We start from the raw sequence: 24,875 nt of genomic DNA on the forward strand, positions 1-24,875 counted from the left end.
ACTGATGACAGAACCATTGCTGAAGGACGCCGATTGTTTTAGTAAGAAATTTAATACATTTCACACGGAAGAGTTCTTGAATATTGAGAAAAGATTTACTACAAAACAGGAAATAAAACTTAAAAAAGGGTTGACAACTCCGATGATATCGCTTACATTAATAAAAAGAAATTTAAGAAAATTTGATAATTATATATTTTTTACCCTTATTGAGGAACGATGTTCCTTAATAAGGAACGAAGAGTGTTTAGAGGAAGGTGGATATTAATTGGATGTTGTAACAATTGGTGAAACAATGATTTTACTTTCAACTAATACAAGATTAAGGTATGCTAATAATTTTTCAATGGGAATAGGGGGGGCTGAAAGCAATGTAGCTATCGGGTTAGCACGATTAAATCATAAAGTCGGTTGGATTAGTCGTTTAGGTAATGACGAGTTTGGTAAATATATTCTTTCTGTTATTCGTGGGGAAGGGGTAGATATTAGCAAAGTTCAATTTGATAACCAGGCACCTACTGGAATTTATTTCAAAGAATTAAGAAAACCTAATGATGTACGAATTCAATATTATCGAAAAGGTTCTGCTGCAAGTAAGATGGATAAAAATGATCTCGATAAGAACTATATTAAACGTGCCACATACCTTCACATAACAGGTATTACCCCAGCCTTAAGTGATAACTGTTACAAAATGATTTTAGAAGCAATTTCAATTGCTAAACTTCATGGAGTTAGCGTTGTATTTGATCCCAACTTAAGAAAGCAATTATGGAAAGAAGATAGAGCAAAAAAGATTTTACTAGAAATTGCATTACAATCAGATATATTTTTACCTGGTTTAAACGAAGGAAAGTTCCTAACAGGATATGAAAATCCTAAAGATATCTGTGAGTATTTTACAAATTTAGGTGTATCTACAGTGGTAGTTAAAGCAGGAAAAGATGGAGCTTACTTGATGTGCGATAAAGTTTTTAAGCATATAAAGGGTATTAAAGTTGATGATGAAGTTGACCCTGTAGGGGCAGGTGATGGATTTGCCGCAGGGTTCCTATCTGGTTTAATTGATAAACTTTCTACAGAGGAAGCTGTTAAAAGAGGTAATGTGATTGGTGCTTTTGTTATAACTCAACATGGAGATGTGGAAGGCTTACCTGATAAACAAGAAATACATGATTTCCTTTCAGATAAGGAAGAAGATGTGAGAAGGTGATCATAAGAGGAGGGCTAGAGTGAATACATTTGAAAAAATAAAAGACACTGGAATTATAGCAGTATTAAGAAATTTAGATCCAGATAATGCAATTGAAGTAGCCAAAACATTGGTTAATAACGGTGTAAATGTATTAGAAATAACAATGGAAACTCCTAATGCTATTTCCATCATTGAGAGTATAAATTCAGAATTTCAAAAGACTGCTGTAGTAGGAGCGGGGACAGTTTTAGACTCTGAGACAGCACGAACAGCAATTATCGCAGGAGCGCAGTTTATATTTTCACCTACTGTCAACATAGAGACGATTCGGATGACAAAGAGGTATGGACTGGTTAGTATACCAGGAGCCCTAACTCCTACAGAAATTTTAGAAGCATATGAGAATGGGGCAGATGCAGTAAAGGTTTTTCCTGTGAAAACGCTTGGCCCAAGTTATTTAAAAGATATAAAAGGACCATTGCCCCATATTCCTCTTGTTCCTACTGGAGGCATAGACATTCATAATATTCAAGAATATTTCGAAGCTGGTGCGGTAGCTGTTGGAGTTGGAAGTTCATTGGTTGATTTACATTTGAAAAATGAACCCGTTTTTTTTAAGAATATTGAGATGAAGGCGAAAGATTTCGTTCATAACTTTCGTAATTTTAAAAATAAAGAAAGTGAGTGATGGGTTTGGAATTATCAGACACATCTAAAAATTATCCTGCTTCTGTGATTCGCAAAATGTTTGAATTAGCTAATGACTATGAAGGAGTAATTAAACTTACAGTTGGGGAACCAAACTTTGAGACTCCTGATCATATTAAAAAAGCGGCGAAAGTTGCTATTGACAAAGGATATACTAAATACACTTCGAATGCAGGTTTAGCCCAATTAAGGGAAGTAATTGCAGAAAAATATACAGAGAGTTTAAAAAGAAATATAAGTAAAGACCAAGTAATGGTTACAACTGGAGGGATGGAGGGGATTTTATTAGCTTTATATGCCACAGTTAATCCAGGAGATGAAGTTCTAATAACCAATCCCGGTTACCCAAATTATATAGGACAAATTGAAATGCTTGGTGCTAAAGCTGTACCTGTAAAGGTTTTAGAAGAAAATAAATTTAAATTACAAGCAAAAGATGTAGAAAAAGCAATTACTATCAACACTAAAGTACTTATTTTAAATTCGCCAAGTAATCCTTTAGGAACAGTGTTGGAAGAGAAGGAAATAAGAGAACTAGCAAAAATAGTAAAAAAATATAACCTATATGTTATTTCAGATGAAGTCTATGACAAAATAATATATGATGGAAAGCTTCACTTTAGTATGGCAGAAATAAAAGAAGTAAAGAATCAAGTTATTGTGGTAAACAGCTTGTCTAAAACATATGCAATGACAGGCTGGAGAGTTGGGTTTGTGATAGGAAACGAAGAAGTGATATCTGTTATGCCAAAATTACAAGAAGGTATAGTTTCTTGTATTCCAGAATTTATACAAATGGCTGCAATAGAAGCAATGACAGGTTCCCAAACGGTTATAGAGAAGATGGTTAAAGAATATTCATGGAAACGTCAGCTCGTTTATGAGAGTTTAAATCATATTCCGGGTATTTCCTGTATAAAAACTGAAGGTGCTTTCTATGCATTTGCAAATATAAAACAGTTTTCTGAATCATCTGAGTGTTTTGCGATAAAATTACTTAAAAATGCAGGTGTAGCTGTGGTTCCTGGTTCAGCATTTGGAAGCATGGGTGAAGGGTATTTGAGATTATCCTTTGCATGTGGAGAAGAGGAATTAGAAAAAGCTATATATCGTTTAGAACGATATATAGTGAACAATTATTAATTTGAAAGTCTTATAAATATCCCCTTTAGTTAATAATAAGCTGATTATTGTATGATAAATTAAAGATAGTATGTATTTAGGAGGGGATCAATTTGGCAATAATTCAATCAGTAGAACGTTCACTTATCATTTTAGAAAAGTTATCAAAGAACCCTAAAGGTATGGGAATAACAGAACTAGCGAATCAGTTGGATATAGCTAAAAGCACAACACACAGGCTATTGACTACGCTTATGAACAAAGGATTTGTTATACAAGACGAAGAAACAAAGAACTATACCTTAGGAATGAAAATTATAGAATTATCAAGTTTAATGCTGGAGGATATGAATATAAGATCTATCGCAAAAAAAGACCTTGAAGAATTAGGGCAAAAAATTAATGAAGTAGTTCATTTGTGCATTCATGAAAATGGAGAAGTTGTTTACATTGATAAATTTGAGAGCGACCAGACGATAAGAATGCATTCAAAAATTGGAAATAGAGGAATGATGCATAGCACAGGGGTAGGTAAGGTTATTTTATCTGGCATGACAGATGAGCAAGTACGAAATATTATCACAGCAAAAGGGATGCCTGCTAAAACACATCGCACGATTACAGATGAAGAAATATTAATTAAAAGATTAAATAAGATTAGAGAGTTGGGATATGAGATTGATGATATTGAAAATGAAGATGGAATACGTTGTGTAGCAGCTCCAATATATGATTACAGAGGGAAAATGATTGCTGCATTTAGTGTTTCGGGTCCTGAAAATAGGATGCGATTAGAACGTATAAAATCTGAACTGGTAGATTTAGTATTAGAAACTAGTAAAAACATATCTTGGAAAATGGGATATACCGGGTAAAGAAAGCATTGATCAAATAATATGCGCAACGACGAATAAATCATGATATTTTCAAGAAAATGGTTCTTGAGTTTAAAGGAAGCACTATTATTAAAATTTTCTTTACAGGAGGCAGATTAAATGAGTGTTTATAAAAAATTAGAGAAATTAGGAATTGAATTGCCTGATGCGCCTAAACCTGCTGCGGTTTATGTTCCTGCTAAAAGGTTTGGTAATTTAGTATATACTTCCGGACAAGATTGCAGAAAGGAGGGAAAACTAATATATGAAGGGAAAATAGGAACTGATCTATCGATAGAGCAGGGATATGAGGCGTCAAGACAAGTAATGATTAACTGTTTGGCCGTCTTGCAAGAAGAAATAGGAGACTTAAACAAGATCAAGCAAGTTGTAAAATTACTAGCTTTTGTTAATTCTGCACCAGGTTTTGTTGAGCAGCCTTATGTTATTAATGGCGCTTCTGAATTTTTGGTTGATGTGTTTGGAGAAAAAGGAAAACATGCTAGGAGTGCATTAGCTTCCAATGAACTTCCATTTAATACACCAGTTGAAATTGAAATGATTGTCGAATTGGAAGATTAATTATTTTTAATCACTTAAGTGAGCAATTTAAACATATTTAATAGAATGGTGTTCCTTATTATGGAACTTAGGAGGGTCCAGATGAAAAAAACTGTAAAGATTTTGTTGTTTACACTATTAACACTTGTCTTGGTCGCATGCGGAAATGATACTAATGGGGATGCAGAAGGTTCAGGAGATAATGATGAAACTTATGAGTGGAATTTAGGATTTAACACAGCTGAAGATTCTGTTAGAGGAGTAGCTGCAGAAACCTTTAAGGAAATTGTTGAGGAAGAAACAGATGGGAGAGTTTCAATAAGTATTTATGCTGGGGAAACACTTGGTTCGGAAGCAGAAATGTTGGAACAAGTTAATTCAGGTGCATTAGCAATGCAGTTGGCTGGTGGAGGTGGAATGCAGAATTATATTCCAGAATATTCAGTACTAGCTTTGCCTTTTATGGTAGAAGACTTTGATGAAGCATATGCTGTCCTTGATGGTGAGATAGGTGATGAATTACGGGGATTGGCAGAAGAACAAGGATTTAAAGTACTTGCTCATACAGATCTTGGGTTTGCGCAAATAACGAATAATGTAAGACCAATAAGTATGCCGGAAGACTTAGCTGGAGTTCAAATCAGAAGTCCTGAAGAGCCAACTTCCATTGAGGCATTCACGCAATTAGGTGCAAATGTATCAACTATGGCATTTACAGAGGTTTATATGGGTCTACAGCAAGGAGTTATTGATGGGCAGTTTAATCCCTTAGATGCGATTTATGAGAATAATATTCACGAAGTACAAGATTATTTAACTTTGACAAACCATTTCTATTATCATGTTAATTTTATTATGAATAATGATTTATTTAATAGTTTAGATTCTGAACTGCAAGAAATTGTTCTAAACGCAGCGGAAGAGGCTGAGAAAGCATCGAGAGAATATACACAGGAAAAAGATGAAGAAATGCTGTCTATTCTCGAGGATGAGTTTGAAGATATAGTTACAGATCCAGACCTGGAAGCTTTTCAGGAGGCTATAGATTATGAAGCATTCCACGAATTTGTAGGTGGAGATATTATTGAGAGAACCCAAGAATTTTTAGATGATTATAGAGCTAATTAAAATTTGATCACACTTTGGCTGAATATAGCTTATTCGGCCAAAGATGGGTTTCAATAAGGAGAGATTTAAAAATGATATCAAAGTTGAAACCAATTATTGATGGAATATTCAAAATTCTGCTCGGTGCTTCTAATATATTATTAGTGATTTTAACATTACTTGTAGCTTTTGAAGTTCTTAGCAGGGCCTTATTTAATACTTCTTTAATTTTTGTAACACCGTTAACAGGAGTAGTTTTCCCCTGGATGGTATTTTTAGCAATTGTTGGTGCAACTAGAAACAACGAGCATATTTCCGTTAATTTCTTGTTAAATAAACTTCCTTCTAAGACTAAAAAAGGTGTTAAATTGATTAATAAGTTAGTGATGCTTTTTTTCTCAGTATTGATGTTATTTTCAAGTTATAGATTATCGAATGATGTGGCAAACATTATGGAACCAATCATTAATGTTTCGAGATTTTGGCTATACTTTTCCATGGTTGTATCATTTGCCGGTAGTTCCTTAGTAATAATAGCACAGATTGTTCAAATTATATTGAATAAAGACAAGGAGGAGGAGCTCGATGATTTGGTTAATGATAATTAGTTTTTTCCTTCTCATCGTAATTGGAACTCCAATTGCGTTTGCAATGGGTGCTTCATCGATTTTTTTCATTTTGGTTGAAGGGATTCCGCTTTCTACTGTGGCACAGAGATTCTTTTCTAATACTCAATCCTTCGCTTTTCTGGCAGTACCCTTTTTTGTATTAGCTGGGAATTTGATGGTGTATGGAGGGATAGCTCAAAAATTAATTAACGTAGCAGACTCTTTGGTTAGAAGACTCCCGGGTGGGCTAGGATGCGTATCTGTTGTGACAAGTATGGGAATGGCCGGTGTATCAGGTTCGTCAGTAGCTGATGCGGCTTCTGTAGGAAGTGTATTGATTCCAGAAATGAAGAAAAAAGGATATTCTGCTTCTTTTTCAGCGGCTATTAATGCAACTAGCTCTGTTGTAGGTATTATTATTCCACCTAGCAGTACAATGATTATTCTTGCATGGTTAGCAAACCTTTCCGTAGCAGAAATGTTCTTAGCAGGTATCATTCCTGGATTTCTAATAGGTTTTACATACCTAGCCGTCACAATTATTATAGCAATTAGAAGAGGATATCCGAAGGGTGAAAAAACTACTGTTAAGGAAATTGTTTTATCATTTGTAAATGCTTTATGGGCATTATTGTTACCGCTAGTTTTAATAGCAGTAATTGTGATGGGGGTGGCAACAGCAACTGAGGCATCTGCAGTAGCAGCGATCTATGCAGCTATAATTGCGTTTTTTGTTTATCGTTCATTAAAATGGAGAGATTTTTTAGCTGCATTAAGAGATAGTGTATATTCTACGGCGTCAGTAATGATTATTGTTTGTGCAGCTTCTATTTTCACTTGGGTATTGATTAATGAAGGAGTCCCACAATTAATATCGAATGCTTTACTTGATTCTGGGTTGCCGAACTGGACTTTATTGATAATTATGGTGTTAATTATGTTTTTATTTGGAATGGTTATGGATTTAGTACCTAACTTGTTTATTTTTATCCCAATATTTTTTCCGATTGCAACTGGTATGGGGATGGAACCTATTCAATTCTCGTTGATTATGTTGGTAACATTAGCATTAGGTCTATTTACACCTCCTGTGGGGACCACACTATTTATTTCATTACACTTAGCAAAAGTAGAAATGGAAGATACCATAAAAGATTTAATACCTTTTGGTGTAACAGGTATTGCAGTAGTAATGTTGATAACCTTTATACCCGAACTAACTTTATGGATTCCAAATTTATTATTATAGAGAGGAGTATGGATTTTATATGATTACCCCTTATGTGAAAATTAATTTAAATAAAGTAAAAGCCAATATTCAGTTTATGATTAATCAATTAAGAAAATATGATATTGATCATAGACCACATATAAAGCCACACAAAAATATTGAATTAGCTAAATTACAACTGGATATGGGAGCGATAGGAGTTACTTGTGCTTCTTTATCTGAGATGGAAGTCATGGTTAAAGGAGGGATAAAGAATATCCTTTTAGCTATGCCTTTAATAGGAGATGAACATTGGGAAAAGCTTTACAATGTTCTCCATAGCCATGATGTTGAGTTTATAACAATTGTTGACAGCAAACTTGGGATAGAAGGATTAGCGAAGGTGGGAGAACGTCTCGAACGCCCTCTTCATATCCTTGTGGATGTTGATAGCGGAGGTCATCGGGAAGGCATCCAATCGGAAGATGTATTATCTTTTGTGGAAGAAATAAACAGTAACCCATGGTTAACTTTTAAAGGTCTTTTTACTTACTATGGTCATATTTATCAATATGAAAATAGTTTGCATGCAAAACATGCCAAAAAAGAAGCTTCTATTCTAATAAGTGAAAGAGAAAAGCTAGAAAAACATGGTATAAAAGTGGACGTTTTATCAGGTGGATCAACTGTCTCATCCATGGAGGCTGAACAACTTGAGGGTATAACAGAATCCAGAGCAGGAAACTATATCTTTTTCGATATGAATGCGGTTCATTTAGGAATAGTAGAAATAGAACAGTGTGCACTTAAAGTTATAGCTAAAGTTGTTAGCAAGCCTTTACCCGGTAAAGCGACTATAGATGCAGGATCAAAAGCATTGACATCTGATCAGCCATTAAAAGGTGATGAATACGGCTATATATATAATAGACCCAATTTAAAGCTTCTAAAATTAAATGAAGAACATGGTTTTATTGAATATGATTCAAATAAAGAAAAATTGGAAATTGGAGATGAAATCGAAATAATTCCTAATCATGCTTGTGTTGTTCCCAATCTATTTAATCAAGTGTTTATAGATGATGGAAAAGGATTAAAATCAATAGAAGTGGATGCAAGAGGAAGAAATTATTAAAAAGGAGTCTTTCATACGTGTTGAATCTAACTATTGAAAAGCTTATAGACGATTATAATGAAAAGGAACAGATTAGAATTTTTAAAGAACTTGTTCAAATACCAAGTGAAAATCCAGGGAATTATGAAGAGGGGATAGCGAAAAAAATTCAAAATATATTAAATAATGAGGGAATTAAAAATAAACTTGTTTATATTAATGATAAAAGGCCAAATGTTTATGCGGAATTAGAAGGTTCAGTGGAAGGGAAAACTTTAATTTATAACGGCCATATTGATACAGTACCGGTAGGAGAAGGTTGGGAGCATAATCCTTTTAGCGCTTACGAAGATGAAGAAGGGTATATTTATGGGAGAGGCGCATCAGATATGAAGGCGGGAGTATCTTCCATGTTATATGCTGCTATATGTTTAAAAAAATCAGGCTATCCAAAAGAAGGAAAACTAATACTTTTTTTTAATATAGACGAAGAAATAAGTAATTTAGGAATGAAACAATTTTTAGAAGAAGATATTTCAGCGGATTATGCAATCATAAGTGAACCGACTAACCTTGATATTGCAATTGGACACCGAGGAACAGCAAGATATAATTTAAAAACGAGAGGAATTGCAGGTCACTCCTGTTATGTTGCGCATCCAGATAATGCAATCGAAAAAATGAATAGCTTGTTGCCTCTTTTATTTGATTGGGGAAGAAGAATAAAGAAAGAGAAGATAAATAAATTTTTAGGGAGCGCATTAAGTAATGTCACCACTATTCATGGTGGTACAGCAGGTAATATTATACCCGATGAGTGTATTGTTGAGATAGACAGAAGATTACTTCCTGGGGAAACCATAGAGGAAGTAAATGAAGAATATACAAAAATATTAACCCACGAGGGCGAAGTAGATTTTGAACTGGAAAATTATATTTTTTTACCTGCTAGCCTGATTGAAAAAGATCATCATTTTGTGAAATTTATTTATGATACTACAAAAAAATATAATGAAAAAGTTAAAATTAAATCATTTGAAGCAACATGTGAAGCGCCTTTTTTTTCCATAAATAAAGGAATACCTACAATTATATTTGGGCCTGGCTCTTTAAGTCAAGCTCATGTTGTTAATGAACGTGTTCACAAATCAGAGGTAATCAAGGCTGGGAAACTATTTATTGAGATTTGTATAAGTCTATTAAACAATAAGGGATGATTATATGTCTTTGAATTACTTTTTAAGCTGTACTGAATGTAAAAGAGAATTTAATCCAAGACCTATTTATAATTGTCTGTCATGCAATGGAATTCTGGAAGTTCAATACAAAAACCTGACAAAGTCTATAGCTGGAATGAAACAAGAATATATTTTTCACGATGAAAAAATTGAAAGTCTTCTTGGAGAAGGAAATACTCCCCTGTTAGAGCTTAGTAAGACTTCTAATCGATTAAGAGAAAATAAGATTTTTGGCAAGTGTGAATTTATGAACCCGACAGGGTCTTTTAAAGACAGGCCTGTTGCGGCAGGCATACAGAAAGCTTTAGATTTTGGTTATAAAAAAGTAATTGTTGCATCAAGTGGAAACGGTGCAGCATCTGTTGCTGCCTATTCTGCTAAATTCGGTTTGAGCTCCACTATTTTAGTCCCGGAGGGTACACCTGATGAGAAAGTAAAACAATCTCAGTTTTACGGAGCTAATATTATTAAAGTTAAAGGACCATATAGTAATAGTTTTGAATTGGCTCTGAAATACAGTGAGGAAGAAAAAGTATATAATTTAACAACAACTTTTATCAATCCTTATACGTGGGAGGGAGATAAAGGTGTAGCTTATGAAATTAATCAACAATCAGATAATTGGCCTGATTATGTTATTGTTCCTATCGGTGCCGGACCACTGTTAGTCGGTATTTATAAAGGTTTTAAGGAGTTAAAAGAGATATATGGAAAAAATGACCCCATCCCCAAAATGGTTGGTATCCAAGCAGAAGGATGTTCACCAATTTCAAGAGCTTTTGAAAATAATGAAGTATATGTAATTTCTGAACCAGATCCTAAAACTATTGCTGGCGGGATTGGAGACGGTTTAAGAGGATATGCGAAGGATGGGACTTATACGTTGAATACGATTCGTAAATCCAATGGGGCATGTTTAAGTATTACGGATGAAGAAATCATAAGGGCACAAGAAAATCTTGCTAAGGATGAAGGGATATTTGTTGAACCATCTGGAGCAGCTGCACTTGCTGGGTTTGAAAAATTTTCAAAATTGGAAAATATAAAAAATGCTTCAGTAACATTGCTGTTAACTGGAAATGGGCTAAAGGATATGAATACTATTAATGAAAGTTATACCATTCCGATTATTGAACCAGTTATGGAAGAACTTAACCGATTGATTTAGGAGGATGCTTAACGTGCTAGGTCAGAGCTTAGAAAATCCTACAATTAATGATATTAAGAAAGCAGAAACAAGGATAAAAAAATATGTGGATGTGTCTACAAAAGTGATAACTTCAGAAATATTAAATATGAAGTATGGCTTTCCTATTTATATAAAACCAGAAGGATTACAGCCTACTGGTTCTTTTAAAATAAGAGGGGCATTAAACAAGATTTTAAAGGCAAAAGAAGATGGACAGGTTAGCCATTGTATTACCGCTTCAGCTGGGAACCATGCCATTAGTCTGGCATCTTCCAGCTTGCTGTTAGGCTTAAAATCCACGGTAGTAATGTCAGAACAAACGCCACAAATTAAAATTTTGACTTGTGAAAGACTAGGCGCAGAGGTTATTATTCATGGGGAAAATTATGATGAAGCTTACAAAGAGGCTCAGAAAATATCTAGTGAAAAAAACTATTATTATATACACCCCGTCGCAGATTGTGAAATTGTTGCAGGTCAAGGTACAATTGGCTTGGAGATATTGGAAGAGATGCCAGATATAGATCAAGTGATTGTACCAATTGGCGGTGGAGGCCTTATATCTGGAATAGCTATTGCTCTTAAATCATTAAAACCAGAAATGAAAGTTATAGGTGTACAGCCCGAAAAATCGAACGCTTATTACAAAAGTTGGAAAAGAAGCTATCTTGTTAACATAGAGAAGCCCAATACGATTGCAGATGGGCTTTCATTAAAACAACCTGAAAAATATCTATTCAATATGATGAAACATTGGGTAGATGATATTGTAACTGTGAAAGAAGATACAATTGAGAAGGCAATAAAGGAATTTTTATTTTTAGGAAAACTATTAATTGAAGGAGCGGGGGCAGTTACTTTAGCTAGCATAATAGAAAGTAAAATCAATATAGAGAAAAAAACCGTTTTGATAGGAAGTGGCTCCAATATTGATGAGCAGCGTTTTAAAGCTTTACTAAATTAGGGGGTGATAATCTTGGATAAGTACTTATTAAGTGACTATACCACATATGAGCTACAGAATGTTATTAATAAAAAAGACCCCATAATAATTATTCCAGTTGGTGCACTGGAACAGCATGGCGCCCATTTACCTTTGGACACAGATATGGACTTGGTAGAAAAAGTTGCAAAATCTTTAGCGGAAAATTGTATACAAGATATAATAGTTACGCCAACTGTATGGACCGGGTTTTCTCACCATCATTTGGATTTTTGCGGTACCATAAGTATTAGACAAAAAACAATGGTATACGTTATTACTGATATTGTTGAAAGTTTATTGAAACATAAAATAAATAAGATTATATTACTCAATGGTCATGGTGGAAATATTTCAATTTTGAAAACTATTCTAGATGAAATCCAATTAAAGTATAAAAATCTTCAGATGGTGTATTTTACTTATTGGGATTTGCTTAGTGATAAGATAGGTGAAATAAGACAGTCGCCAGTAAATGGAATGGCGCATGCAGGAGAACTGGAAACTTCATTAAAGTATTACTTTAATGAAGATGATGTGAGAAGGGATTCTATTCAAGATGTGATGTTGCCTGTTCAGCCGTTTCATAATGTAGATATGTTTGCTCCAAATAAAATTAGTATATACAAGCCCTTTGAAAGTTATAGTAAAGGCGGACAAATTGGAAAACCTTCTGTAGCAAATAAAGAAACTGGTAAAAAGATTGTAGAAAACCTATGTAAAGAATTTAGCGATTTAATAAACTTCTATTTTGTTTGAGGAGTTGAGAAAATGGATAAGTTCTCCGGGATTATTCCTCCAGTAGTAACGCCAATTAGTAAGGAAGGAAACTTTGACCAAGATGTAGCCAAGCTAATAATTGACTATTTAATTGATTCTAATGTAGATAGTCTGTTCTTTCTGGGAAGTATTGGCGAGTTTAGCCAAATGAGTTTAAAAATGAAAGAAGAAATTACAGATTTTGTTGTGAATTACGTAAATAAAAGAGTGCCTGTATTAATTGGTACAGGAAGCAATACAATTACTGAATCAATTCACTTAAGCAAGTTTGTGGAAAAAGTTGGAGGAGATGGTGTTGTATCTATTAATCCATACTATTTTAAATTGAATAATGTAGAGCTCTTAAATTATTTTGAATCTATAGCTGATAGTATTTCTATTCCTATGATATTATATAATTTCCCTGATAGAACTGGTCAGGATCTTTCCCCTTCTTTAATAAAGACGTTAGTAAAGAGGAATTCTAATATCGTTGGAATAAAAGAAACTGTTAACTCGATAACACATATAAAAGATGTTATCACTCAAGTTAAGAATGAGTTCCCATATTTCTCTGTTCTATGCGGGTATGATGAGCATTTAACTAGTACGTTATTTTTTGGAGGAGATGGTGGAATTATTGGTACCGGAAATATAGCCCCAGAATTATTTGTTGGATTATACGAGGCTTTTAAATCTAATGATTTAGAAAAAATAAAGATTTATAGTCAGCAGATTATTCAACTGACTAAGATATACAATCAGGATTATCAAATACTATCTGTGATAAAAGAAGGCCTTAAACTCAAAGGTTTTGATATACAGAGTGATTCTCTCGGACCGTATGAAAGTCTGAATCAAGAAAGTAAAAATTTTATAGAAAGAGCATTAAAAAATATATCCTAGTATTCAAAAATTGTGAAATGGTAATTATTGTATCACTTTAAAAGATAAGTAATAGATTTAAGTTTTATCAAAGTGTTGAATGACGAGCTAAGAAAAATAGAATATACAGTATTTTTCCTGAACTACCTCTATACTTGGATTTACCAAGTATAGAGGTAGTTTTTAATGATTTTATACCATTTTTGTCTACACCTATCGTTTTAAAAGTAAGCGGGAAATAATAGACCGCATTCTATTATAACGGAACTACCTCTATACTTGGATTTAACAAGTAACAGGAGGTAGTTTTTTCATGAAGGAAAACCCGATTGTTCCCGTAACGATCCCAGCATCATCTTCCTCTACGCCTATAAATCCAGTAGCGGAAGTTTCTTGTCATTCTCTACAGCTAACAATTTTTGAAGGGTGTCAGGAAACGTTGGCAGTAGCCTTGATAAAGGAGGTGTGCCACCATGCTGGTTGACTTCTCCCAGATGAAAAATTGTTATTTAGTCTGTGGCTATACAGATCTTCGCAAAGGCATTGATGGTCTGGCTTCCGTAATCACCAGTCAATTTCAATTAGATATTTTAGATGAATCTGTTTTCCTATTCTGCGGGAGAAGGACGGATCGATTTAAAGCTCTCTGGTTTGATGGAGAAGGTTTTTATTTACTTTATAAGCGATACGATCAGGGAAAGCTAACTTGGCCGCGTTCGCAAACCGACGTTGAAAAACTGACACCAAAACAAATCGAGTGGCTGTTTGACGGTTTTTCCATCTATCAAAAACAAAAAATTCAACCTGCCAAATTAGGTGTCCTCACTTAATCATGGGGGAGAGAAATTTTTTTAAAAATTTTTTCTTCCCTTTTTGATAAAGTGTGGTACGATAAAAGAAATTATTTGGACACAGGGGGTGAATACGTTGACAGAATTGGAAAAGAAGCTGATGAAACAAATCGAACATTTGACAATTCAAAATGAAAAACAAGCAAAACAAATTGAACAGCTGATTAACCAGCTGACCAATATGAATCGTCGACTATTTGGAACATCATCCGAAAAGAATCCTCAAGGTCAACTCTCCTTCTTCGAAGAAGACAATAATTCCCCTTTTAGCGAGGCAGAGCAACCTGCAGACAAAGCCGTTGAAATAGAGACCATCTCTTATCAGCGAAAAAAATATCAAGGGCAGCGGGCCGATATCACAAGAGACTTGCCTATCGTGGTGGAAGAACACACTCTTCCGTCCGATAGCCAGGTCTGTTCGTGCTGTGCCAGCCCATTAAAACATCTTGGGAAGCGAGAAGCTCGAACGGAGTTAGAGTTTATCCCAGCTCATTTAGTAAAACATGTACATTATGAACATGCTTATGAATGCTTAGCCTGTAAGAAAACCGGTCAAAATCACATTCTCCGACAAAAAGCACCGGAACCTGCCTTAGCCAAAAGCTTAGCTGGACCAAGCGTTTTAGCTTGGAATTTCTATCAAAAATTAGAGATGAGTATTCCTTATCATCGTCAGGAAAAAGAATGGGCAAGATATGGGTTGAAGGTTTCCCGGCGAACGTTGGCAAACTGGGCGATTCGAAGTTCCGAAGAATGGCTGGAGCCATTGTACCAACAAATGAGAGAAAAATTGCTTCTGGAACCTGTGCTCTCCGCTGATGAAACGACCTATCAAATTTTACGCCGACCAGATGAAAAGCCAGCTACAGCCGATGCGAGGATATGGTTATTTCGAACAGCGGAAACCGCAAAACATCCCATTATTCTTTATCATTCTTCTGAGACACGCCGGTTTGAAGTAGCAGAAACCTTTCTCAAAGGATTTCAAGGACTTCTTCATTGTGATGGATATTCCGTCTATCAAAAATTAGAAGATGTGCAGCTTCAAACGTGCTGGGCGCATGTTCGGAGAAAGTTTTTAGAGACCAATGATTCAAATGGACAAGGCGCTGTCGGCGTCCATTACTGTGACCAGCTTTTCAAGCTGGAAAGGCAATGGAAAGATTTATCTCCAGAGGAACGCCTGCAGCAACGCCAGCTGGAAAGCAAGCCGTTACTGAAGGAGTTTTGGGGATGGCTGGACGCTCTCGTTACAATGAAAGGTCCTTTACAAAAAGCTGTGGATTATACACAAAAGTTAAGGGATTCCCTTCAACGCTTTTTAACAGACGGACGCCTTTTCATTAGTAATAATCTCGCAGAACGTTCCATTCGGCCTGTCACCGTCGGACGTAAAAACTGGTATTTTTCAACCAGCGTAGCTGGAGCTCATGCGAATACCATTGGATACAGTGTTATCCAAACAGCTAAAGAAAATGGAATTGATCCGTTTGAATACTTAACCGTTTTATTTACGGAACTTCCCCAGCTTAATATTTTTCAAGACTCGGAACAATGGGAAAACTATTTTCCATGGAGTCCTTATATCCAAGCCAAGGTGAAGCCACTTTCAAAACATATAAAACGAGCATAATAGCCCTAATGGAGCTTCTTTACAAAAAGTTTACTCCTTTTAGGGCTATTTGTCATGGCGTCATATTATTTCCCGCTTACTTTTAAAAAAGATTGAGTAAAAAAAGATGGGGAAAATGATTCGGAACAGATGGAGTTGTTTTAGTATTTTATTGCTCAGAATCTCAACCTCATTATGATGCTGCTATATCCTTCTCTGATCTGCTACTATAGCAGGCATTAATTAACTCAAATAATTGACTGATTAAAAAATTCTAAAAATTAATTGACAACGCTTACAATTAAATGCTATAGTTTCTATACTTAATAATTCCATTGGAAAAAGTAATGTTTGTTCATATATTTAAAGTGAATTTATTCTTAAGGGTTTATAAAACAATAGCATTTAGCTTAGATGAATCTTGGGGGAATTCAAATTTATAAAAGTGATTATTTCAATATAGATAGGAATGTGAATAACTATGAAGAGGACTGGAGATCTGAAGCTGATACAAGAATTAAATCGTTCTATCATCTTAGAAACAATTCGAAAATATGGCTCTATATCGAGAAGTGAAATTGCTAAAAAGAATGAGCTCAGCCCTACCACTGTCACATCTGCTGTAGCTGAGCTCATCAATGAAGGCTATGTAGTAGAAGGTGGCACAGGAACGTCCAGTGGAGGGAGAAAGCCGATTCTTTTAAACTTTTCACCAGATAACCACTATTTAATCGGTGTATCTATTTCTTATTCTAAAATAACAATTGCGGATATGAATTTAGAAGCAAAGATAAATATGAAAAAGGTATATCCTACTAACGGTTATACAGGTGCAGCTTTAATAAATTATCTGCTTCAATTATTGGAGGATTTCTACGCTGCACAGCAGGACGATAGACAATGTATTGGTATTTCGCTGATTATTCAAGGAATTGTTGATTCTAAAAAAGGTGTAGTCCATTATAATCCAGTTTTGTTATTAGAGGATGTTTACCTGCGGGATTCGGTTGAAGCGCATTTTAATCTGCCAACTTGGCTTGATAATGATACAAATGCATACGTTTTAGCTGAGAAGAATTTTGGTCATTTTCAAGAGGTGGAGAATCTCATTTATATAACGATTGGCGAAGGTGTTGGTTCCGGCGTTATTGTAAACAACATGCTGTCCCGCGGTGAAAGTGGAGGAGCTGGTGAATTTGGCCATACCAGTATTGATTATCATGGTGAGCTTTGCAGTTGTGGAAATAAAGGATGCATCGAAAATTATATAAGCTGGCCAGCTACATCGAAGAAAATAATGAAAGAGATTGAGGCAGGAAAAGAAACTATTTTAACAACTTATTTAACAAGTGACAAGCTGTTTATTACCCCGTCTGAATTTGTTGAGGCAGTGCACACTGGGGATGGCTTGGCTGTTGCAATTAATGATGAAATTGCTGAATACTTATCAGCGGGAGTAGTTAATTTAGTTCACCTCTTTAATCCGGAAGTAATTATATTAGGTGGAGATGTTACCAACCAAAATCAAATATTGATAGACGCTGTACAGCAAAAAATCAAAGACAAAACGTTAAAAACGCTTTATCAAGATGTGGATATTACCACATCATCATTAGGAAAAGAATTTGAAATGGTTGGTGCTGCTTCTGTTTTACTTCAAGATAAATTTCAATTTAAGCTTACACATGACAATCGTGGATTAAAAACAAATTTGTAGGAGGAATCGTATGTTAAAGGGTATTAATCAATGGTGTTATCCGGAAGAGACTAGTTTGGAGAAAGTACTGGAATATAGCAAAGAAGCTGGTTTTGAAACAGTTGAATTAAATGTGAATCCCTCAGGTGGAATTGGTTTAACGGTGGACTCAAGTTCAGATGATGCCAAAAAAATTAAAAGTCTCATAGAAACATATGATTTGGAAATTAAAAGTATATCTACAGCATTATTATGGCAGTTTCCGTTATCTTCACCAGATGAGGCTGTCAGAGCACAGGGTAGAGCCATCGTTGAAAAACAAATTGAATTAGCAACTGCAATGGATGTGGATACAGTACTTGTTGTACCAGGCATTGTATCTGAGGAAGTTACTTATGATCAATGCTATCAACGCAGTCAAAAGGAGCTGCGGAAAGTGTTGCCGCTGGCAGAAAAGCACCAGGTACATATAGGGATTGAAAATGTGTGGAATAAATTTTTACTTTCTCCGCTAGAGATGTCCCGTTATGTGGATGAATTAGATTCTGAATATGCTGGCGTATATTTTGATATAGGAAATGTTCTTCAGTTTGGTTATCCAGAGCAGTGGATACGAATTTTAGGCAGCCGCATCTGTAAAGTTCATGTCAAAGATTTCAATACAAGCGTGGGAAATATTACAGGATTTGTTCCGTTATTAGCTGGAGATGTTAATTGGCAGGCAGTTAGCAAAGCATTAAAAGAATTAGGTTATAAGGGTCCGCTTACCGCAGAATTATCTCCATATAAGCTGGATACGAAAGCATTAGCAGACGATACTGCCAAACATATTGAATTAATTATTGACGCAGGTTGATAGGAGGAGATGAAAATAAAGAAATTAAAAGCAGGGTTTATTGGAATAGGAGGAGTTGCAGCTACTCATTTAAATATTTTGAAAAAGCACAAAAGTGTAGATATTATTTCAGTCTGCGATATTGCCGAAGTAAATGCAGTTAGGGCAGCTGAAGAAATAGGAGCAAGAGCTTATACGGATGCGGATGATATGTTAGAAAAAGAAACGCTGGATGTTGTTTTCCTTTGTGTTCCACCATTTGCCCACAAAGACTTGGAGCAAAAAATAGTGAGAAAAGGAATTCATTTAATGGTTGAGAAACCTGTCGGGCTAAATATGAAAGAGGTGTACGCGAAACAGAAGGTTATTCGGAAATCAGGTGTTATTTGTGCTACAGGTTATTGCTTACGATACTTGGATACTGTGCAGAAGGCCAAAGAATATTTAGCAGGTAAAGAAATAGCTATGGTACGCGGGTATTACCTATCTTCTTTTGTGGAAACTCCCTGGTACCGTACGATGTCAAAGTCAGGAGGACAATTGGTAGAGCAGGCTACACATATCGTGGACCTTATTCGTTACTTAAACGGAGATTTTAAGAAGGTTTATGCCAATATGGCATTAAGAGTATCAGAGGATATTGAGAATATTGATATTCCAGATGTGAGTTCCGTCAACTTTACATTCGAAAATGGTGCTATTGGACATTTAGACTGTTCCTTCACTCAAAAGGATCATCGTATGGGCGTAGAATTATTAGGGAAGAATTTTCGCGTAATGATTGATGGAACAAAGCTTACTATCTTTGAAGAGGAGAATGTAATCACCTATAGTTCAGAAGTTGATTTCTATGAAGAACAAGATAATGCGTTTATTGAAGCGATTTTGACTGGAAGGACAGAAAACATTCTATCAGATTATACGAATGGCTTGAAAACTTTAGAGGCAACTCTGGCGGCTAATGAATCTCAAAAAACAGACAATGTAATTCCAATCACTAAAACAGGAAGCTGAATAAGTAATTCTGTTTTATCGAAGTGATAATCAATAGAGGCTGTCACCATGTTAAAAGATTTTGAAAGAGTGATTTAAAAGGTTATAAACGTATTTTGAAAGCGCTTCACAAAAGCGTGTGAATTTGCTATGAAGGAGGACATTCATTTTTTTCTGTCGAAGGCTGTGATTTGAAAATGCTGTCAAGCAAGTTGTGGCTCATTATATTCCTGGCAAAACATTATTAAACCCTTTTGGAGGAGATAGAATGGGGAAAAGAGTATGCACCATATTTCTAATGATTACATTAGTCGGTATCTTAACAGGTTGTGGAAATGATACAGAAGGCGGCAGTAAAAAAACGCTGGAAGTAGCCTTGTGGGATGAAAACATAAGCGGTGCAGTGGATGCCTCTATTGAAGAATTTAATAAGGAGCATCCAGATGTTGAGGTGAACGTAACCTATACACCTTATGCCAACTATTTCACGAAATTACGAACCAGTATAGGGGGAGGGAGCGGACCAGATGTCTTTTGGATGAATGGACCTAATTTTTCTGAATATGCCTCTTATGGGCTAATCAAAGATTTGGAGCCATTTATTGAAGAAGATAGTGATTTTTCCAAGGATGCCTATTTCGATTCTATGATAGATTTATATTCTCATGAAGATCACTTATACGCTGCACCATATTTCTCGGATATTGTAGGTTTGTTTTATAATAAAAGACTATTTGATGAGGCTGGTCTGGAATATCCGGATGAAACCTGGACATGGGAGGATATTGAAGAAAAGGGAGATATCTTGGCTGATCAGGAGGAGGGAGTTTATGGATATACAGCCTATGTTGTAAGTAACCAGGCTGGCTATTATAACTTAATTCCACAGGCTGGCGGCTACATGATTGATGAAGACAAGACCCATTCAGGTTTTAATTCACCAGAAGCGCAAGAAGCACTTACTTTTACACAGGATTTGATAGATAAGGGGATTTCACCATCTGTACAGACACAAATTGAAAACCATCCCCGCGATATGTTTATGTCAGGAATGATAGCAATGCATCCTGAAATCTCTGTGAACGCGGAGATGTTTTACAGTGAGCTTGGGGATGAGTTAGGAGTAGCTCCATTACCGGCAGGAAAGGAAGAGGGCTCTATTGCACATGGGATTGGCTGGGCTATGAATGGGGACACCGAGCAAGAAGAGTTGGCTTGGGATTTAATCAAGCATTTGACTGGCGAAAAAGGGAATCAGTTTATTGCTGAATCAGGCTTTAGTATCCCTGCGCAGGAATCCATGAGTGATTTATGGGTAGATTCCATGCCTGAATTGGATTTACAGGTATTTATCGACGCACAGGAAGTTTCATTTCCCTACCCTGTCTCCCAAAACACAATACAGTGGCAGGATATTGAGCAGGCAGAAATTCAAGGAGCATTTTTGGGCTATAAATCAATGAAGGAAGCTTTGGACAATGTTGCCAGAGAGATGGATATCATCTTGGAATCAGAACAGATAAATGAATAAAAATCTTTCTGTAAGAAGGGAGTTTCTAATGAATGAGTGATTCAAACGTGCTTATGAAACCGAAAAGAAGCAGGCGTAAGCGTAAGGAAGCGATGTGGGCTTATCTATTTATCGCTCCTGTTGTAATAGGGCTCTTCCTATTTTATTTGATGCCGGCTCTTGCTTCTTTTGGCTTGTCTTTCACTAGCTGGAATGGGATTAACCCTCCCGAGTTTATTGGTTTGGACAACCTGATAAGGCTGGTTCAAACAGATTCTTTTATCAGAAGCATGGTTAACACACTCGTATTTACGCTGGTTTCCGTGCCGTTAGCGGTGATGCTGGCCACGGGGATTGCCATATTGCTGAATCAAAAAATTAAAGGAATGATCGTCTATAGAACCCTTTATTTTCTGCCGGTGGTAACGATGCCGGTTGCTGTTGGGATGGTCTGGAAGTGGTTATACAACACAGATTATGGATTGCTTAATTATATACTAGGCTTACTCCATTTACCGCAGCCTGCATGGCTGTTCAATCCTAATATTGCGTTAATATCGGTTATTGTTGTGTATGTTTGGATGACAGTAGGAAACAACATTATTTTAATCCTGGCAGGTTTGCAGGGGATTTCAGAAACCTATTATGAAGCTGCCGAAATGGATGGCGCTTCAAAATTAAAACAATTATTTACGATAACCATTCCTCTGTTAACACCGACATTGTTCTTCGTGTTTATCACTGGAATAATCAGCTCTTTACAAGTGTTTGATCTGATATTCATCATGATCGGCGACAGCCATGTCTTATTAGAACCATTGCGTACACTTGTATATGGAGTTTATGAGTCAGGGTTTGAGTATTCGCAAATGGGCTATGCTTCTGCACAAGCATTTTTGCTGTTTTTAATGATACTACTCATTACTATTTTCCAGTTCGCGTTCCAAAAGAAATGGGTGCATTATGACGGATAATAAGGAGGAAGCGTATGAATAAGAAGTGGTTGATTCATTTGGTGCTGATTATTGGTGCAGTGATTATGGTAACACCATTTCTTTGGATGGTGTTAACTTCTCTAAAATCATTTGGAGAAGCAATGCAAGTGCCGATTACCATTTTTCCTGAAGAGTGGCTAGTAGAGAATTACCTTGACGTTTTTGCAAGTATCGATATGATGAGATATTACTTTAATACGCTGATGGTCACCTTAGGAAGAACATTGGGACAGTTAATTTTGTGCTCATTGGCTGCATTTGCCTTTGCAAGAATGGATTTTCCGGGAAAAAATGTCATATTTATTGTAGTCCTATCTGTTTTGATGGTGCCAATGCAAATTATTCTAATTCCAAACTACGGAATTTTAACGTCTCTGGGCTGGATTGACACCTTCTATGCTTTGATTGTTCCTGGTATGTTCAGCGCATTCGGCGTCTTCCTGTTAAGGCAATTTTTCTTAGGAATACCGAAAGAGCTGGATGAGGCGGCAACGATTGATGGGTGTTCCTTTTTTGGAATCTATTGGCGCATTATTTTGCCGAACGCGACACCAGGATTAATTGCATTAGGTATATTTACGGTCCTCGCTTCTTGGAATGATTTTCTTTGGCCTTTAGTTATGACGAATTCAGAAGAAACGAGAATGCTGTCAGTAGGTATTGCAGCATTTCAGGGGCAATATTCGACGGATTATCCATTGCTGATGGCGAGTGCTGTACTGTCTACTATTCCGATGCTGATTATGTTTGTTCTTTTACAGAAACATCTAGTTTCAGGAATTGCTTTACAAGGCGTTAGAAGATAATTAATAGAAAGAGGTGCACAAAAATGAATATTTTAGTTTTAGGTGCAGGGACAATGGGAAATGCCCACGCTGCTGCTTATACAGAAATGAAAGATGTAACATTATGTGGAATTGTTGATGTGAATTTTGAAAAGGCTGCTCAATTGGCTGACAAGTGTGGGACTAAAGCGTTTTCTTCTTATGAAGAAGCGAAGCAGCAGATTGTAGATATTGATGTCATATCTGTTTGTTTGCCTACCCCTTTACACAAAGAGACAGTCTTGCAAGCGGCGAGAGATAAATTTCACGTTATTTGCGAGAAGCCTTTGGCCCGCCATCTGGCTGATGCCAGAGAGATGATCGATTTCTGTGAACAGCAGGGAGTTCGCTTATTCGTAGGCCATGTGGTACGCTTTTTCCCAGAATATGTCCAGGCAAAAGAAGTAGTCGATTCACAAAAAATAGGCCAGCCGGTAATTGCAAGAACAACGAGAGGAGGAGCATTTCCAAATGCCTCCAATGATTGGTATGCAAACTTTATTAAAAGCGGCGGTTTGATTTTAGACACAGTTATTCATGATTTTGATTTTTTAAGATGGTGCTTTGGAGAAGTAGAGCGTGTATATGCAAAAACAAGCAGAGGAAGAGCGGCTGGAAAATTAGAATATTCCTTAATCACACTTCGGTTTGAGAACGGGGTGATTGCTCATGTGGAAGGCACCTGGGCACATCAGAACTTCCATACGAAGTTAGAAATTGCCGGAAAGGAAGGGATTATTCAACATGATAGTACTTCAGCCAGCCCTGTTGTAGTAGAGAAAAGCGCATCAGTTGATGAGGTTGTAGGGGTAGCGGTTCCATCCAGCCCAACGCAGCATAGTCCATATTATCTTGAAATAGAGCATTTTATTTCTTGTATTAAAGAAGGAAAGGAAGCGAGAGTGACCGCAGAAGACGCCTATAAAGCGCTAGAGATTTCATTAGCTGCTTTACAATCGATTGAGTCGGGAGAGCCGGTTTATCTTAAACAATATTCCAGTTTGGAGGGAGTAAAATGAAGGTAGGTATTATTAGTTTTGCTCATGGACATGCGTATAGCTATGCAAATGCTTTAAACAATTTGCCGGAGATAGAGTTATATGGTATTGCTGATGAAGAAGAAGTGAGAGGGAAAGACGCAGCAGAACAGTTTAATACCAAATACTTTTCGGATTATCATGACTTATTAAAGGAACCGATTGATGCTGTAATTATTACATCAGAGAATCAAAAACATTTTGAACACGTCAAAGCTGCAGCGAATCATAATAAGCATGTACTTTGCGAAAAACCTTTGTCTTCTAATGTGAAGGATGCGGAAGAAATGATTAAGATTTGCCGGGAAAAAGGCGTGATTTTACAAACGGCATTTCCGGTAAGATTTAATAAGCCTGTGCAAAATGCGAAACAAACGATAGACACGGGCGATTTAGGTAATATTATTGCCGTTAAAGGTACAAATAGAGGGACTAATCCTGGAGGATGGTTTGTGCAGAAAGAGAAATCTGGCGGAGGGGCAGTTATCGACCATACTGTTCATGTAGTCGACCTTATTCGTTGGTTTACTAACGCAGAAGTAACAGAGGTGTATGCTGAAATAGATGATAAACTATCCGATGGGGAGATAGATGATACTGGGCTGTTAACCATGGAATTTGATAACGGTATGTTTGCGACATTGGATTGCAGCTGGTCTCGTAATAAGGATTATCCAACTTGGGGAGACGTTACCTTAGAAATAATAGGAACGAAAGGAACGCTCTCTGTGGATGCTTTTGCCCAGAAGCTGGATGTATATAGTTCAGAGGGCGTTAAATGGAATTTCTGGGGAGATGATATGGATGAGGGATTGATAGAGAATTTTATCCAGGCTGTCAAAGAAAACAAAGATCCATTTATTACAGGAGAAGATGGATTAAGAGCTTTGGAAGTAGCTATGGCTGCCTACCGCTCATCCGCTAGAAAAACCGCAGTAATGCTAAGTGAATTATGATTTTAATGCTGAC

24 protein-coding genes are annotated in these 24,875 nt (G+C 36.2%); all 24 read left to right on the forward strand.

Annotated features, from left to right (window positions below):
* Positions 1–268: 268 nt before the first annotated feature.
* Positions 269–1,213 (forward strand): sugar kinase, encoded by a 945-nt coding sequence (locus tag BN997_RS01370; RefSeq protein WP_042528972.1) that lies wholly within the window; start codon positions 269–271, stop codon positions 1,211–1,213.
* A 19-nt stretch (positions 1,214–1,232) separates the two neighbouring features.
* Positions 1,233–1,883, forward strand: a complete 651-nt coding sequence (locus BN997_RS01375) for a bifunctional 4-hydroxy-2-oxoglutarate aldolase/2-dehydro-3-deoxy-phosphogluconate aldolase (protein WP_042528974.1) — start codon at positions 1,233–1,235, stop codon at positions 1,881–1,883.
* The gene (locus tag BN997_RS01380) at positions 1,883–3,046 is read left to right on the forward strand and encodes a pyridoxal phosphate-dependent aminotransferase (RefSeq protein WP_042528975.1); all 1,164 of its coding nucleotides are present in this window, start codon (positions 1,883–1,885) and stop codon (positions 3,044–3,046) included. The genes BN997_RS01375 and BN997_RS01380 overlap by 1 nt, the downstream gene beginning before the upstream one ends.
* 92 nt (positions 3,047–3,138) lie before the next feature.
* Positions 3,139–3,900 carry an IclR family transcriptional regulator gene (locus BN997_RS01385; RefSeq protein WP_042528977.1) on the forward strand — a complete coding sequence of 254 codons (762 nt, stop codon included), beginning with the start codon at positions 3,139–3,141 and terminating at the stop codon, positions 3,898–3,900.
* A 120-nt stretch (positions 3,901–4,020) separates the two neighbouring features.
* Positions 4,021–4,482, forward strand: coding sequence for a RidA family protein (locus BN997_RS01390; RefSeq protein ID WP_042528979.1), 462 nt, complete (start codon positions 4,021–4,023; stop codon positions 4,480–4,482).
* Between the two features lie 81 nt (positions 4,483–4,563).
* Positions 4,564–5,589 (forward strand): TRAP transporter substrate-binding protein, encoded by a 1,026-nt coding sequence (locus tag BN997_RS01395; protein WP_042528980.1) that lies wholly within the window; start codon positions 4,564–4,566, stop codon positions 5,587–5,589.
* Between the two features lie 71 nt (positions 5,590–5,660).
* Positions 5,661–6,176 carry a TRAP transporter small permease gene (locus BN997_RS01400; RefSeq protein ID WP_052484858.1) on the forward strand — a complete coding sequence of 172 codons (516 nt, stop codon included), beginning with the start codon at positions 5,661–5,663 and terminating at the stop codon, positions 6,174–6,176.
* A complete protein-coding gene (locus tag BN997_RS01405) occupies positions 6,154–7,425 on the forward strand; it encodes a TRAP transporter large permease (RefSeq protein ID WP_042528982.1) in 1,272 nt (423 codons plus the stop codon). Before BN997_RS01400 ends, BN997_RS01405 begins: the two co-directional genes overlap by 23 nt.
* 19 nt (positions 7,426–7,444) lie before the next feature.
* Positions 7,445–8,521, forward strand: coding sequence for an alanine racemase (locus BN997_RS01410; RefSeq protein WP_042528984.1), 1,077 nt, complete (start codon positions 7,445–7,447; stop codon positions 8,519–8,521).
* Positions 8,522–8,538: 17 nt separating this feature from the next.
* Positions 8,539–9,717: a M20 family metallopeptidase gene (locus tag BN997_RS01415; protein WP_052484859.1), complete on the forward strand. Its 1,179-nt coding sequence runs from the start codon at positions 8,539–8,541 to the stop codon at positions 9,715–9,717.
* Positions 9,718–9,721: 4 nt separating this feature from the next.
* Positions 9,722–10,906 carry a threonine synthase gene (gene thrC / locus BN997_RS01420; protein WP_042528986.1) on the forward strand — a complete coding sequence of 395 codons (1,185 nt, stop codon included), beginning with the start codon at positions 9,722–9,724 and terminating at the stop codon, positions 10,904–10,906.
* A gap of 13 nt (positions 10,907–10,919) precedes the next feature.
* Positions 10,920–11,891, forward strand: coding sequence for a threonine ammonia-lyase (locus BN997_RS01425; protein ID WP_052484860.1), 972 nt, complete (start codon positions 10,920–10,922; stop codon positions 11,889–11,891).
* A gap of 12 nt (positions 11,892–11,903) precedes the next feature.
* Positions 11,904–12,668 carry a creatininase family protein gene (locus BN997_RS01430; RefSeq protein ID WP_042528989.1) on the forward strand — a complete coding sequence of 255 codons (765 nt, stop codon included), beginning with the start codon at positions 11,904–11,906 and terminating at the stop codon, positions 12,666–12,668.
* 12 nt (positions 12,669–12,680) lie between these two features.
* Complete coding sequence (locus BN997_RS01435) at positions 12,681–13,574, forward strand: dihydrodipicolinate synthase family protein (RefSeq protein WP_042528991.1); 894 nt, start codon at positions 12,681–12,683, stop codon at positions 13,572–13,574.
* Between the two features lie 452 nt (positions 13,575–14,026).
* Complete coding sequence (gene tnpB / locus BN997_RS01440; RefSeq protein WP_042528993.1) at positions 14,027–14,383, forward strand: IS66 family insertion sequence element accessory protein TnpB; 357 nt, start codon at positions 14,027–14,029, stop codon at positions 14,381–14,383.
* A gap of 97 nt (positions 14,384–14,480) precedes the next feature.
* Positions 14,481–16,037 (forward strand): IS66 family transposase, encoded by a 1,557-nt coding sequence (tnpC, locus tag BN997_RS01445; RefSeq protein WP_052484861.1) that lies wholly within the window; start codon positions 14,481–14,483, stop codon positions 16,035–16,037.
* 460 nt (positions 16,038–16,497) lie between these two features.
* Positions 16,498–17,733 carry an ROK family transcriptional regulator gene (locus BN997_RS01450; RefSeq protein WP_042528995.1) on the forward strand — a complete coding sequence of 412 codons (1,236 nt, stop codon included), beginning with the start codon at positions 16,498–16,500 and terminating at the stop codon, positions 17,731–17,733.
* Between the two features lie 10 nt (positions 17,734–17,743).
* Positions 17,744–18,568, forward strand: coding sequence for a sugar phosphate isomerase/epimerase family protein (locus BN997_RS01455; protein ID WP_042528997.1), 825 nt, complete (start codon positions 17,744–17,746; stop codon positions 18,566–18,568).
* 9 nt (positions 18,569–18,577) lie between these two features.
* Positions 18,578–19,561, forward strand: a complete 984-nt coding sequence (locus BN997_RS01460) for a Gfo/Idh/MocA family protein (protein WP_042528999.1) — start codon at positions 18,578–18,580, stop codon at positions 19,559–19,561.
* Between the two features lie 247 nt (positions 19,562–19,808).
* The gene (locus tag BN997_RS01465; protein ID WP_042529001.1) at positions 19,809–21,071 is read left to right on the forward strand and encodes an ABC transporter substrate-binding protein; all 1,263 of its coding nucleotides are present in this window, start codon (positions 19,809–19,811) and stop codon (positions 21,069–21,071) included.
* 32 nt (positions 21,072–21,103) lie between these two features.
* Positions 21,104–22,024, forward strand: a complete 921-nt coding sequence (locus BN997_RS01470; RefSeq protein WP_042529003.1) for a carbohydrate ABC transporter permease — start codon at positions 21,104–21,106, stop codon at positions 22,022–22,024.
* A 14-nt stretch (positions 22,025–22,038) separates the two neighbouring features.
* Positions 22,039–22,851, forward strand: a complete 813-nt coding sequence (locus tag BN997_RS01475; protein ID WP_042529005.1) for a carbohydrate ABC transporter permease — start codon at positions 22,039–22,041, stop codon at positions 22,849–22,851.
* 23 nt (positions 22,852–22,874) lie between these two features.
* The gene (locus tag BN997_RS01480; protein WP_042529007.1) at positions 22,875–23,888 is read left to right on the forward strand and encodes a Gfo/Idh/MocA family protein; all 1,014 of its coding nucleotides are present in this window, start codon (positions 22,875–22,877) and stop codon (positions 23,886–23,888) included.
* The gene (locus BN997_RS01485) at positions 23,885–24,862 is read left to right on the forward strand and encodes a Gfo/Idh/MocA family protein (RefSeq protein ID WP_042529010.1); all 978 of its coding nucleotides are present in this window, start codon (positions 23,885–23,887) and stop codon (positions 24,860–24,862) included. Before BN997_RS01480 ends, BN997_RS01485 begins: the two co-directional genes overlap by 4 nt.
* Positions 24,863–24,875 lie beyond the last annotated feature (13 nt).

The sequence above is a fragment of the Oceanobacillus oncorhynchi genome (assembly GCF_000821065.1).
In the GTDB taxonomy this organism is placed as follows: domain Bacteria; phylum Bacillota; class Bacilli; order Bacillales; family Amphibacillaceae; genus Oceanobacillus; species Oceanobacillus oncorhynchi.